Below are 12,424 nucleotides of genomic sequence, written 5' to 3' on the forward strand. Positions count from 1 at the left end.
GGGTCGATCTACCGCAGCCGCGGCGGCCGCCGGACCGAGGGGGGAGGTGCCCGGCGGGGTCTGTGCTTTCCCAGTGGCGCGCCGAAACGGTGGGTGGCGCGTTAGTAAACGAGAGTAACGGGTCGGAGTGTGATCGCGCCATAACTGGGCGCAAAATCGGGGGGCTTTTTTCCGGTGATCTTTTCACCGCCACCGGGTGGTGAGGGCGCCGAGCGCGCCGAGGGCGACGGCCGCGGCGGTGGAGGTGCGCAGGACGGTCGTGCCGAGGCGAACGGCCTGAGCACCGGCTTCGCACAGGGTGCGAAGCTCGGCGTCGGTGATGCCGCCCTCGGGGCCGACCACGAGGAGGATGTCGCCGGTGTCGGGGAGGGCGAGGTCGGTGAGGCGGGCCGGGGTGCCGGATTCGAGCACGATCGCGAGGCTCGTGGTGGCGACCAGCTCGGCGAGCTCGCCGGTGGTGACGGGTTCGGTGACGTCGGGGACGTGGGCGCGGCGGGCTTGTTTGGCGGCCGCGCGGGCGGTGGCGCGCCAGCGGGCGAGGGCCTTGCCGCCGCGGTTGCCGTCTTCCCACTTGGCGACGCTGCGGGCGGCGCGCCAGGGCACGACGGCGTCGACGCCGGCCTCGGTGGCCAGCTCGACCGCCAGCTCGCCGCGGTCGCCTTTGGCGAGGGCCTGGGCGACCACGACGCGCAGGGCGGGTGGTTCCTCGGTCCAGTGTTCCTCGACCGACAGCGTGACCGCGGCGTCGCGGCCCGGCTGGACGGCCTCGACGACGCAGCGGGCCATCGCGCCGGCGCCGTCGGAGAGCACCAGCCGCTCCCCCGCGCGCAGGCGGCGGACCGTGGCCGCGTGCCGGGCTTCCTCGCCGTCGAGGACCGTGCGCCCGGAGGCGGGCACGGACGCGGCGAGGAAGACCGGCAGGGTGGTGTCGGGCACGGGTCAGCGGTGGTTCTTGGCGCGCAGCTTGGAGAACAGGCCGCCGTGCTTGTTCCCGTTGGACGACAGCGTCGGAGCTTCTTCGCCGCGCTGTTGGGCCAGCTCGACCAGCAGGTCGCGCTGGGCTTCGTCGAGCTTGGTCGGCACCTGGACGTCGATGTGGACGTGCAGGTCGCCGCGGCCGTCGACGCGGCCGGAGGACCGCAGCCGCGGCATGCCCTTGCCGGTGAGGACGAGCTCGGCGTTGGGCTGGGTGCCGGGCTCGATGTCGAGCTCGTAGTCGCCGTCGACGAGCGTCGCGATGGGCACGGTGGCGCCGAGGGCGGCGGTGGTCATCGGGATGCGGAAGTTGCAGTGGAGGTCGTGGCCCTGCCGGACGAAGACCTCGTGCGGGGTCTCGTCGATCTCGACGTACAGGTCGCCCGCCGGGCCGCCGCCGGGGCCGACCTCGCCCTGGCCGGACAGCCGGATGCGCATGCCGTCGCCGACGCCCGGCGGGATCTTGGCCGTGACGTTGCGGCGGGCGCGGATGCGGCCGTCGCCGCCGCACTGGCGGCAGGGGTCGGGGATGACCTCGCCGAAGCCGCGGCAGACCGGGCACGGGCGGGCCGTGACGACCTGGCCGAGGAAGGACCGCTGGACGGACTGGACCTCGCCGGCGCCACCGCAGGTGTCGCAGGTCTTGACCGAGGTGCCTTCCGACGTGCCGGCGCCGCGGCAGAGGTCGCAGACGATCGCGGTGTCGACGGCGATCTCCTTGTCGACACCGGTGGCGCACTCCTCCAGGCTCAGGCCGAGCCGGATGAGGGCGTCGGAGCCGGGCTGGACCCGGCTGCGAGGCCCGCGGCCCCGCCCGCCACCGCCGCCGGCCGCGCCGAAGAAGGCGTCCATGATGTCGCCGAGGCCGCCGAACCCGGCGAACGGGTCGCCGCCCCCGCCGCGCCCGGCCCCGTTGTCCATGGGGTCGCCGCCGAGGTCGACGATCTTGCGCTTCTGCGGGTCGGACAGCACCTCGTAGGCCGTGGTGACCTCGCCGAAGCGGTGCTGCGCGTCCTCCGACGGGTTGACGTCGGGGTGCAGCTCCCGGGCCAGCTTCCGGTACGCGCGCTTGATGTCCTGATCGCTCGCGTTCTTCGCCACCCCGAGGATGCCGTAGTAGTCCCTCGCCACCGTCTCTGCTTCTCCTTCTGCTCTGCCCGGCTCAGCGGCCGGCCAGGATCTGCCCCACGTAGTTGGCGACCGCGCGCACCGCGGCGATCGTGCCGGGGTAGTCCATCCGGGTCGGTCCGACCACCCCCATGCCGCCGAGCACCACGTCGTCGCGGCCGTAGCCGATCGAGACGACCGAGGTGCTGCGCATCTGCTCGTCTTCATTTTCCTCACCGATGCGCACCGTGATCGCACCGGGGTTGCGCGCGGCGGCCAGCAGCTTGAGCACGACGACCTGCTCCTCGAGGGCTTCGAGGACCTGGCGCAGGGAGCCGGGGAAGTCGGCGACGTTGCGGGTGAGGTTGGCGGTACCGCCCAGGACCAGGCGTTCCTCGGGGTGTTCGGCCAGGGACTCGACCAGGACCGTCGAGACGCGGATGAGCGCGTCCCGCAGCTCGCCGGGCGCCTTGTCGGGCAGCTCGGCGACGCGGGCGGCGGCCTCGTTGAGCCGCCGTCCGGCCATGGCCGTGTTGAGCACGGTCCGGAGCCGGGCCACGTCCTCCTCGGTGACGACGTCGCCGAGGTCGACCGTGCGCTGGTCGACGCGCCCGGAGTCGGTGATCAGCACGAGCATGAGCCGCGCCGGGGTGAGCGGCACCACTTCGAGGTGCCGCACGGCGGCGTTGGTCAGCATCGGGTACTGGACGACGGCGACCTGCCGGGTCAGCTGCGCGAGCAGCCGGACCGAGCGGCGGAGGACGTCGTCGAGGTCGGTGCCGCTGTCGAGGAAGGTGGTGATGGCCTTGCGTTCGGCCGTGGAGAGCGGCTTGATCTCCGAGAGCCGGTCGACGAAGAGGCGGTAGCCCTTGTCGGTCGGCACGCGGCCGGCGCTGGTGTGCGGCTGGGTGATGTAGCCCTCTTCTTCGAGGGTCGCCATGTCGTTGCGCACGGTCGCGCTGGAAACGCCCAGGTTGTGCCGCTCGACGATCGCCTTGGACCCGACGGGCTCCTGGTTGGACACGTAGTCGGCCACGATCGCGCGCAGCACGTCGAAGCGGCGCTCATCCGCGTTGGCCACCGGTTCCTCACCTACCTCGCTCGCTGCTCACCCCGAGTTTACGGAAGCCTGAGCCGGTCGTGCTCAACCCCGGCCCGCCCGGCGGCGGGCCACGTCCGGGTAAAGGCCCGACAAACGAATTCCCATGCATTCTTCCCGAAATAATTTCCCGGGTTGTCGGGGGAACCGAAAAGCGGTTTGCTGCCTCTGATCCGCATGCCCTTCCCCGACTTCCGAGGTCGCCGTGAACCCCACTGAACCCGCTTCGGCCGGAATGCCCGACATCGCCCGGCGGGCGGCGGAGGCGAAGGCGCGCCTCGAGCACATCGCCGCGACCGCCACGAGTGCCGACGGTGCCGTCACCGTCACCGTCAACACCGGCGGTGCGCTGCAGGAACTCTCCTTCGGCCCGCGTGCGGACGAGCTGTCGCGCACCCGGCTGGCGGCCGAGATCCTGGCGACGGCCAAGCGCGCCCAGGTCGACGCCGCCCAGCAGCTGACCGCCGTGATGGCGCCCGTCATCGGCGCCGACAGCGACGCGATGAAATTCCTGCAGGAACAGATCCCGGCGCCCGAACTGCCGGAAGAAGAAGCGGCGCCGCCGCGCTGGGAATTCGCCGAGAAGCCGCAGGAAAATCCGCCGCCCCCGCGCCCGGCCCGGCCGTCGCGCCCGGACGACGACGAAGACTTCGGCGGCCCGATCCTGCGCCGGGGGCTGTGATGGCGGGCGAAGGGATGAAGGTCGACTTCGACGTCCTCGGCGGGCACGAGGACGAGATCCGCGAGATCGCCGACCGCGTGCAGCAGGCGGTCGACGCCGCGGGCACCGCACAGGCGCTCGACTTCGACGCGTTCGGGCTGGTCGGGCAGGTGTTCGCGATCCCGATCCAGGTGTGGCTGACCACCGCCGACGGCTTCCTGAACGCGGCCGTCGAGGCCGGGCACGACGTGGCCGACCGCGTGAAGAAGGCGCACACGGCCTTCCGCGAGCACGAAGAGAACACGAAGTGCCTGCTCGAAGGCATCGGCAAGGAGCTGCCCGCATGACCGAGAACTCCCTGGTCGCGACGGCCGAGTCGCCCGGCGGCCTCACCACCGGCATGGGCGACCCGGCCAAGGGCGAGCTGGACAACCTCAACGCCCAGACCGGCGGCGCCGGCATCTTCAGCGACGCCGCGTCCACGCTCACCGACGCCCGCAACGGCGACTGGGGCAACCTCGCGATGGACGTCGGCACCGACGCCCTCGACCTGCTCGGCGCGGCGATGGACCCGCTCGGCACGCTCGCCGGCGCCGGAGTCGGCTGGCTGATCGAGCACATCAGCTTCCTCAAGGACGGGCTCGACAAGCTCGCGGGCAAGCCCGAGGCGATCACGGCCAAGGCCGTGACCTGGACGAACATCGCGAAGCAGCTCAATGAGACCGCCGAGGAGTACGAGCAGAAGGCGAAGAAGGTCCAGGAGTCCTTCAGCGACTGCGGCTCGGCCGAGGCCTACCAGCGGACGGCGGAGAGCTACGTCGGCGTCCTGCGCGGTGCCGCGTCGCACGCCGAAGGCGCGTCGACGGCCATGAACATCGGCGCGGCCCTGGTCGGCACCGAGCGCGGGCTGATCCGCGACATGATCTCGTCGTTCGTGGGCGAGCTGATCATCAAGGCCCTGGCCGCGCTCGCCGCGTCCTGGTGCACCTTCGGCGGGACGATCGCGGCGTTCATCGCCGACACCGTCGTCGAGGGCGGGGTGCTGGCCGAGAAGATCAGCACGCGCATCACGAAGGTCGTCGAGAAGCTGGAGAGCCTGGCGAAGGGGGCCGGCAAGTCGAAGGCGGCCCTCGAAGGCGCGGCGAACGCGCTGAAGAAGGCCGGGAAGAGCGTCGACAAGATCGTGGACAAGAGCGTCGACACGGCCGCGAAGATCGAGCAGAAGGCCAACGAGCTCAAGCAGGCCGGCAAAGAGGCGAAGTCCGCCGAGGAGACGGCGAAGGGCTGGAGCGACGCCGCTGAGTCCCATGTCCCCGGCCGCGAAAAGGTCGAAGGCCTCGGCGACAAGTACTCGGAGGACGGCCGCAGCGCGCTCAAGCCGGCGGAGTGGCAGAAGGCCGGCGGCTATCCGGGGTGGGGCACGGCGGACACCGTCGGTGTCGTGACCGAAGGCCGCCGTCAGGAGAACGAACAGATCGACCGCTATCACGAAGGCCGGGAGGCCTACGAGAAGGAACACCCCGAAGGCGGGGCCGAGTGATCGAGCAGGCCGAGGTGGAGCTGGCCAACCGCCACGGCCGGCTCCACCCCTCGCAACGGGGAAAGCTGCTCGACTTCACCTTCTGGGTCGCGGCCGTCCTGGTCGTCGCCGGCCTCGTGGTGGCGGTGCTGGTCTCCGCCGCGGCGGAGACCGCCGCCGAAGTCCTCGGCACCCTCGTCCCGATCCTGGCGATCACCGCGTGGTTCGCGTTCGTCTGCTGGCGCCGGCTGGCGGACGTGCGGAGCGGTCAGCTGGTCGCGACCACGGGCTGGACCCACGACTTCGGCAGGCAACGGCCCGGCGACGACCACCCGATCGCGCTCTCCACCCGGCTCAGCCAGGGCTACAACGAGCACTACTACCTGAAGACGGGCGGCCGGACCTACCCGCTGGAACGGAAGCTCCGCGAGCGGATCCGGCCGGACCGCGTCAACACGGTGCTGATCGCCCCGCGGTCGAAGCTGCTGATCAACGTCCTGCCCGCTTAGACCGCTCGGTCAGGGCGTCGAACTCGGCGTCGGTCAGCTCGATGTCCGCCGCCGCGACGTTGTCCTCGAGGTGCGCGACCGACGACGTCCCGGGGATCGGCAGCACCACCGGCGACCGCTTGAGCAGCCACGCCAGCGCGAGCTGCGACGGCGTCGCCTGGTGCTCCTTCGCCAGCGCGCTCAGCGGGCTGTCCTCGCCGGCCAGCGCGCCCGTGGCCAGCGGGAACCACGGGATGAACGCGATGCCGTGCGCGGCCGCGTGCTCCAGCAGCGGCTCGGCGTCGCGCTTGGCCAGGTTGAACAGGTTCTGCACCGAAACGATCTCGGCCGTCTTCTGCGCCTCCTGCAGGTCGGCCACGCTCACCTCGGACAGGCCGATGTGCCGGATCTTGCCTTCCTCCTGGAGCTTCTTCAGCTCGCCGACCTGCTCGGCCACCGGCACCTTCGGGTCGATCCGGTGCAGCTGCAGCAGGTCGATCCGCTCGAGGCCGAGGTTCCGCAGGCTCAGCTCGACCTGCTGGCGCAGGTACTCGGGGCGGCCGACCGGGACCCACTGGTTCGGGCCCTGCCGGGTGAAACCGGCCTTCGTCGCGATGACGAGGTCGTCGGTGTACGGGTGCAGCGCCTTCTTGATGAGCAGGTCGGCGACGAACGGGCCGTAGGCGTCGGCCGTGTCGATCAGGTTCACGCCCAGCTCGACGGCGCGCCGCAGCACGCGGACCGCTTCCTCGGGGTCCTTCGGGTCACCCCAGACACCGGGGCCGGTGAGCTGCATGGTGCCGTAGCCGAGGCGGTGCACCGGCAGGTCGCCGCCGAGGGTGAAGGTGCCGGAGTTCTTCGCGCTCATTCTTCTCCTGACGTCGTCCGCGGGTCCCCTCTCCGGTGCCAACCCGGCGGACCCGCGGACGATTCCCGTTCAGGAGTTGCGCGGGAAGCCCAGGTTGACCCCGGCGTGCGAGCGGTCCGGCCAGCGCGACGTCACGACCTTCGTCCGGGTGAAGAAGTGGAAGCCCTCCGGCCCGTACGCGTGGCTGTCGCCGAACAGCGAGTCCTTCCAGCCGCCGAAGGAGTAGTAGCCGACCGGGACGGGGATCGGGACGTTGACCCCGACCATGCCGACCTCGACCTCGTTCTGGAACCGCCGGGCCGCCGCGCCGTCGCCGGTGAAGATCGCCACGCCGTTGCCGTACGGGTTGGCGTTGATCAGGTCCAGCGCGTCGTCGTAGGACGCGCTGCGCGCCACCGACAGCACCGGGCCGAAGATTTCGTCGGTGTAGATGGACATTTCGGGGCGGACGTGGTCGAACAGCGTCGGGCCGAGCCAGAAGCCGTCGCCGTCGACCTCGATGCCGCGGCCGTCCACGACGAGCGACGCGCCCGACTCGACGCCGGCGTCCACATAGGACGCCACCCGCGCGTGGTGCGCCTTGGTGACGAGCGGGCCCATCTCCGACTCGGGGTCCCGGCCGTCGCCGACGCGCAGGCGCGCCATCCGCTCGCTGATCTTGCGCACCAGTTCGTCGCCGACCGGGTCCACGGCCACGACCACCGACACCGCCATGCAGCGCTCCCCCGCCGAGCCGAACCCGGCCGACACCGCGGCGTCCGCGGCGAGGTCGAGGTCCGCGTCGGGCAGCACGACCATGTGGTTCTTCGCCCCGCCGAGGGCCTGGACGCGCTTGCCGTGCCGGGTGCCGGTTTCGTAGACGTACCGCGCGATCGGCGTCGACCCGACGAACGAGATCGCCTTGACGTCGTCGTGTTCGAGGAGCCCGTCCACCGCCACCTTGTCGCCGTGCAGCACGTTGAGCGCGCCCGCGGGCAGCCCGGCCTCGGCCAGCAGCTCGGCGATGAACACCGCGGCCGACGGGTCCTTCTCGCTCGGCTTGAGCACGACGGTGTTGCCGCACGCCAGGGCGTTGGGCACGAACCAGAGCGGCACCATGGCCGGGAAGTTGAACGGCGAGATCACGCCGACCACGCCGAGCGGCTGCGCGATCGAGTAGACGTCGACGCCGGTCGAGGCGTTCTCGCTGAATCCGCCCTTGAGCAGCTGCGCGGCGCCGCACGCGTACTCGACGTTCTCGATCGCGCGCGCGACCTCGCCCGCCGCGTCGGACTCGACCTTGCCGTGCTCGCTCGTGACGATCTTCGCCAGCTCGTGCTTGCGCGCGGAGAGCAGCTCGCGGAAGGCGAACAGCACCCGCGTCCGGCCGGCCAGCGACGTCCCGCGCCAGCCCGGCAGCGCCGCTTTGGCCGCGGCGACGGCGGCCTCGACCTCGGCGTCGCCCGCGAAGTCGACGTGCGCGCGGACCTGCCCGGTCGCGGGGTCGAACACCTCGCCGGAGCGCCCGGCGGTCCCGGTGAACGGCTTGCCGTCGATCCAGTGGCTGATGCGGTCGGTCACGGCAGGCGCTCCTTCGCTCGGGGACGTCCTCCCGAGTCTCGGGGCGGGCGCCACGCCAACGCCATCGGCAACGTGTACGTCAGTTGACTCCCGGCCGTACAGTCTGTCCCTGCCGATCAGACCGCGAGGAGCCATGTACCCGACCGTCGCCGAGGTGCTCGCGCTGCCGGTGCTGCGCCAGGGCCGCCCGCACGTCGTCGCCGGCACGGCCGGGCTCGACGCCCCGGTGCGCTGGGCGCACGTCGCCGAGGTCGCCGACATCGCGCACCTGCTGCGCGGCGGCGAACTCGTGCTGACGACCGGTGTCGCGCTGCCCGACGACGGCCCGGCGCTGGCCCGCTACGTCGCCGACCTGGCCGGGGTCGGCGCCGCCGGCCTGGTGATCGAGCTGGTCCGGCACTGGAACGACAAGCTGCCGGCCGCCCTGGTCGAGGCCGCGGAGAAGCACGGGCTGCCGCTGGTGACGCTGTCGCGGGAGACGCGGTACGTGAGCGTCACCGAGGCGGTGAACGGCCAGATCGTCGACGCCCAGGTCGCCGAGCTGCGCGCCGCCGAACGCGTGCACGAGACGTTCACCGCGCTCACGGTCGCGGGCGCCGAGCCCGGCGTCGTCCTCGGCGAGGTCGCGCGGCTGACCGAGCAGCCGGTGGTGCTGGAGACCCTTTCGCACGAGGTGCTCGCCTACGACGCGGCCGGCACCGATCCGGCGGAGCTGCTCACCGGCTGGCCCGCCCGGTCGCGGGTGGTCCAGCTCGGCGAGCGGACCGGCTACCACCCGGCGTCCGGCTGGCTGGTGACGGTGGTCGGCGCCCGCGGGCACGACTGGGGCCGGCTCGTCGTGGTGTGCGCCGACCCGCCGCCGCACCGCCACCGCGTGGTCGCCGAGCGGGCCGCGTCCGCGCTGGCCGTGCACCGGCTCGTCGCGAAGGACACCGACGGCCTCGAGCGGCAGGCGCACCGCGCCGTCCTGACTGAGCTGCTCGCGTCGCCGGCGCCGTCGGCGGAGCTGCTGGCGCGTGCTTCGGCGCTGGCCGTGCCGCTGACCGGGCGGCAGCTGGTCGGGCTGGCGGCGCGGCCCCGGCTGGCCGGCACCCGGCCCGCGCTGTCCACGCCGCCGGTGCTGCGCGAACTGGCCGAGGCGACGGTCCTGGCGGCGCGCCGCGCGAAGGTGTCGGCGCTGGTCGCGACGGACGACCTGGGCGTGCGGGCGCTGATCGCGCTGTCACCGGAGGCGAACGCCGACGCGGTGCTGCACCGGCTGGCCACCGACGTCCACGAGGCCCGCGGCAGCGCGCCGGGTGTGCTGGCCGTCGGCACGACGGTGCTCTCCCCGGCCGAAGCGGGCCGGACGCTGCTGGAGGCCGGCCAGGTCGCGGCGGCGGCGCTCGGGACGGGCGACACGCGCGTGCTGCACCGCCTTTCCGACGTCCGCCTGCGCGGCCTGCTGCACCTGCTCTCGGGCGACGAGCGCGTGACGGCGTTCGCGCACCGGGAACTGGGCCCGCTGCTCCAGCGGGACGCGGCGTCCGGCAGCCGGCTCGTGCAGGCCCTGCGGCACTACTGCGAGCAGGGCGGCAACAAGTCCGCGGCGGCCGCGGCGGCGCACACCTCGCGGACGGCGTACTACCAGCAGCTCGCCCGGATCGAGCAGGTGCTGGGCGTCCGGCTGGAGGACCCGGAGTCGATGCTCTCCCTCTACGTCGCGCTGCTGGCGGGGGACCTCACCCGGACGAGCGAAGAAGAGTCACCCGGACGAGGAGCACAGTGATCGGTCCCGGGCTGCCGATGGAACCGATATGGCCATCCTTCCCTTCGCAGCCTGCCTGATGAGCTTGAGCTGCCTCGCGCCCGCGCACCCGCCGGCGTCGACGTTGCAGCTCACCAGCCACGACACCGCGAACCGCGTCAGCTCGGTGGTGCTCACGTGCGACCCGACCGGCGGCACGCACCCCAAGCGCGACAAGGCGTGCTCGGTGCTCTCCAGCGCCGGCGGCGACTTCTCGAAGATCAACGCCCGGCACCAGATGTGCACGCTGATCTACGCCCCGGTGGACGTCACGGTGGTCGGCAGCTGGCGCGGAAAGCCGGTGTCGTACCAGACGACGTTCCCGAACCGCTGCGCGGCGGACCGCGACTCGGACGACGTCTTCGCGTTCTGACGCGGGCGCGCCCGGCGCGGAAGCCGCCGGGCCGCCCCCACGACGGTCCGGTGGCTTCCGCGCAACTCTCTTAACCACGCAAGACCGGGGCGCCCGGTTCAGCCGCAGCGGCCGAGAGGCACGTCACGTGCCGCGGCGCGGCTGAGGTTCCAGGCGGGCCAGCCGTCGGGGGTGTCGCCGGCGAGGACTTCGCGCAGCACGCACGTCCGCAACGGCTCGGGCAGCCGGGCCGACACGACCGGGACGACGTCGGCCGAAAAGCCCGCGAGGTACCGGTGGTCGAGCGGTTTCCCGGCGGCCGCGCGGTCGAGGTTGGCGTCGGCGATCAGGCGTTCCGGGTCGAGGACGGCGAGCACCAGCAGCGCCCCGGCGGCGGCCCCGATCGCGGCGCGCGGCAGCCACGTCGAGCGGAGCTTGACCAGCGAGACCAGCACCAGGACGAACACGGCGCCGAACCAGAGTTCGCAGACCTCGACGAGCAGCCGCAGGACGGTGAAGCCGTAGGCCTCCTGGTAGGTCCACATGCGACTCAACGCCGACCCGACGAGCACCAGGCTCAACGCGCTCAAGGCGCCCAGCAGGACCCGCTGCCGAAGCCGGTCGGCCCTGGTCGCGTTCGGCGCCCAGCGCAAGGCCGCGGCGACGATGGCGAGCGTCAGGACCGTGACGGCGCACAGCTGCCAGAAGCCGCTGCGGGCGTACTCGGCCGACGTCAAGCCGCTGGTGCGCAGGACGTACCCGGTCCCGCCGAACAGCACGACCAGCCGCACGCCGACGAACACGCTGAAGAGCAGCACGAGGACGCCGAGCGGGACCGTCCACTCCAGACCGTTCTTCGTCCGGTGAGGACGGTCCGCCGTCGCGCGGTGCGGTGGGGCGGCGAGGAAGTAGCAGGCCCCGGCGACGACCGACGTGACGACCGCGAAGACACCACACCACCGGACGAGCACGTCGACGCCGAGATCCGGGATCACGGCGCTGACGACGGCGGCGAAGGCGGCATCGGCACTGGCGAGCAGCGGAACGAAGACGGCCACGAGCACGGCGGCGGCCAGCACGGCGAGCGCGATCCGCCGGGCGACGCCGTCGCGGCGGGCGGCGAACCGTCCCACGCCGCGGCCCGCCCACGGAATGGCGCGCACGGCCTCGAGGGGAACGGCGAGCATGTCGTAGACGACGGAGTTGACGGTCCGCGCCCCGACGACGGCCAGCGACCCGGTGACCACGGCGGCGAGCACGCAGAGGACGAACAACCACCCCGACGCCCGCACGGCGCCCATCCCGAGAAGGGCGAGGGTGAGGGCGGCCCAGCCGGCATTGCCCCAGGTGAAGCCGGTTTCCCCCGCGGGTCTCGACCGCCGGTCGGCGACGAAGACGGCTGCGGCGACGGCGAGTCCGGCGAGCAGCCAGCCGATCCCGGGCCGGTCGACGGGCAGGACGAGAGCGGCGGCGATCCCGGCGAGGACGGCCGCGGGCAGAACGGCGGGAGGAAGCGGAACGACGGCCGACTTGGGCGGCGGGACCGGCCGGGAGAGGACCGGAACAGCGGGCCGCTCGGCGACCGCCACACCACCGGGACCCGGCCCTGCAACAGCCCCGCCCACCGAACCACCGGCTGTTCGCTCGGCGGCGCCGACCGCACTCGCCGAACCTCGCCCCGCCGCCCCGCCAGCTCGCTCGGCAGCCCCGTCCGCTCGAGCCGTACTCGCCGGTTCCCGCGCCGCCTCCCCGCCAACTCGCCCGGCAGCCGCATCCGCTCGCGCCGCACTCGCCGGTTCTCGCCCCGCCGCCCCGCCAGCCACCCGGTCGGCAGCCCCGTCCGCTCGGGCCGCACCTCGCCCCGCCGCCCCGGGTGCGCCACCCTCAGCCTCGTCTGCCGGGACACCCGTGGCCACCTGCCGCTTCCCCCGTGGCACGCGGTCTCCCGCGCCGGAGCCGCCCGTTCTGTTCTTCGGCATCTCGCCCGCTTCCTTCCGTGCCTCACCCAC

At 72.8% G+C, this 12,424-nt stretch carries 12 protein-coding genes; 6 read left to right on the forward strand and 6 right to left on the reverse strand.

Going from position 1 to position 12,424, the window contains the following annotated elements; all coding sequences use genetic code 11:
* Positions 1–183: 183 nt before the first annotated feature.
* The 3 genes from ACYVLJ_RS41995 to hrcA are packed head-to-tail and all read right to left on the reverse strand — an operon-like array spanning position 184 to position 3,163.
* Entirely contained in the window at positions 184–936 is a 753-nt protein-coding gene (locus tag ACYVLJ_RS41995; protein ID WP_460442883.1) for an RsmE family RNA methyltransferase, read from the reverse strand.
* 3 nt (positions 937–939) lie between these two features.
* Positions 940–2,106: a molecular chaperone DnaJ gene (dnaJ, locus tag ACYVLJ_RS42000; protein ID WP_451978741.1), complete on the reverse strand. Its 1,167-nt coding sequence runs from the start codon at positions 2,104–2,106 to the stop codon at positions 940–942.
* A gap of 31 nt (positions 2,107–2,137) precedes the next feature.
* Positions 2,138–3,163, reverse strand: coding sequence for a heat-inducible transcriptional repressor HrcA (hrcA, locus tag ACYVLJ_RS42005; RefSeq protein ID WP_451978738.1), 1,026 nt, complete (start codon positions 3,161–3,163; stop codon positions 2,138–2,140).
* Between the two features lie 223 nt (positions 3,164–3,386).
* On the opposite strand from hrcA, the gene ACYVLJ_RS42010 reads away from it, so the two are divergent.
* From ACYVLJ_RS42010 to ACYVLJ_RS42025, 4 genes are read left to right on the forward strand one after another with little or no spacing between them, the layout of a single operon-like run.
* A complete protein-coding gene (locus ACYVLJ_RS42010; protein WP_460442884.1) occupies positions 3,387–3,863 on the forward strand; it encodes a YbaB/EbfC family nucleoid-associated protein in 477 nt (158 codons plus the stop codon).
* On the forward strand, positions 3,863–4,189 hold the full coding sequence (locus ACYVLJ_RS42015) for a type VII secretion target (RefSeq protein WP_460442885.1): 327 nt from the start codon (positions 3,863–3,865) through the stop codon (positions 4,187–4,189). The genes ACYVLJ_RS42010 and ACYVLJ_RS42015 overlap by 1 nt, the downstream gene beginning before the upstream one ends.
* Positions 4,186–5,382 carry a PPE domain-containing protein gene (locus ACYVLJ_RS42020; protein ID WP_460442886.1) on the forward strand — a complete coding sequence of 399 codons (1,197 nt, stop codon included), beginning with the start codon at positions 4,186–4,188 and terminating at the stop codon, positions 5,380–5,382. The genes ACYVLJ_RS42015 and ACYVLJ_RS42020 overlap by 4 nt, the downstream gene beginning before the upstream one ends.
* Entirely contained in the window at positions 5,379–5,870 is a 492-nt protein-coding gene (locus tag ACYVLJ_RS42025; protein ID WP_460442887.1) for a hypothetical protein, read from the forward strand. Before ACYVLJ_RS42020 ends, ACYVLJ_RS42025 begins: the two co-directional genes overlap by 4 nt.
* Here the strand turns inward: ACYVLJ_RS42025 and ACYVLJ_RS42030 are convergent.
* Positions 5,851–6,717 carry an aldo/keto reductase gene (locus ACYVLJ_RS42030; protein WP_460442888.1) on the reverse strand — a complete coding sequence of 289 codons (867 nt, stop codon included), beginning with the start codon at positions 6,715–6,717 and terminating at the stop codon, positions 5,851–5,853. The two genes, ACYVLJ_RS42025 and ACYVLJ_RS42030, sit on opposite strands and share 20 nt — an antisense overlap.
* 69 nt (positions 6,718–6,786) lie before the next feature.
* The gene (locus tag ACYVLJ_RS42035; protein WP_460442889.1) at positions 6,787–8,277 is read right to left on the reverse strand and encodes a CoA-acylating methylmalonate-semialdehyde dehydrogenase; all 1,491 of its coding nucleotides are present in this window, start codon (positions 8,275–8,277) and stop codon (positions 6,787–6,789) included.
* Positions 8,278–8,410: 133 nt separating this feature from the next.
* Between ACYVLJ_RS42035 and ACYVLJ_RS42040 the strand changes: the two genes are divergently transcribed.
* Both ACYVLJ_RS42040 and ACYVLJ_RS42045 read left to right on the forward strand, forming a co-directional pair.
* Positions 8,411–10,045, forward strand: coding sequence for a PucR family transcriptional regulator (locus ACYVLJ_RS42040; RefSeq protein WP_460442890.1), 1,635 nt, complete (start codon positions 8,411–8,413; stop codon positions 10,043–10,045).
* 28 nt (positions 10,046–10,073) lie between these two features.
* A complete protein-coding gene (locus ACYVLJ_RS42045; protein ID WP_451978714.1) occupies positions 10,074–10,436 on the forward strand; it encodes an SSI family serine proteinase inhibitor in 363 nt (120 codons plus the stop codon).
* A 98-nt stretch (positions 10,437–10,534) separates the two neighbouring features.
* On the opposite strand, the gene ACYVLJ_RS42050 is transcribed toward ACYVLJ_RS42045, so the two are convergent.
* Positions 10,535–12,004, reverse strand: coding sequence for a DUF4153 domain-containing protein (locus tag ACYVLJ_RS42050; RefSeq protein WP_460442891.1), 1,470 nt, complete (start codon positions 12,002–12,004; stop codon positions 10,535–10,537).
* Between the last annotated feature and the right edge of the window lie 420 nt (positions 12,005–12,424).

The organism is Amycolatopsis stemonae (assembly GCF_054781455.1).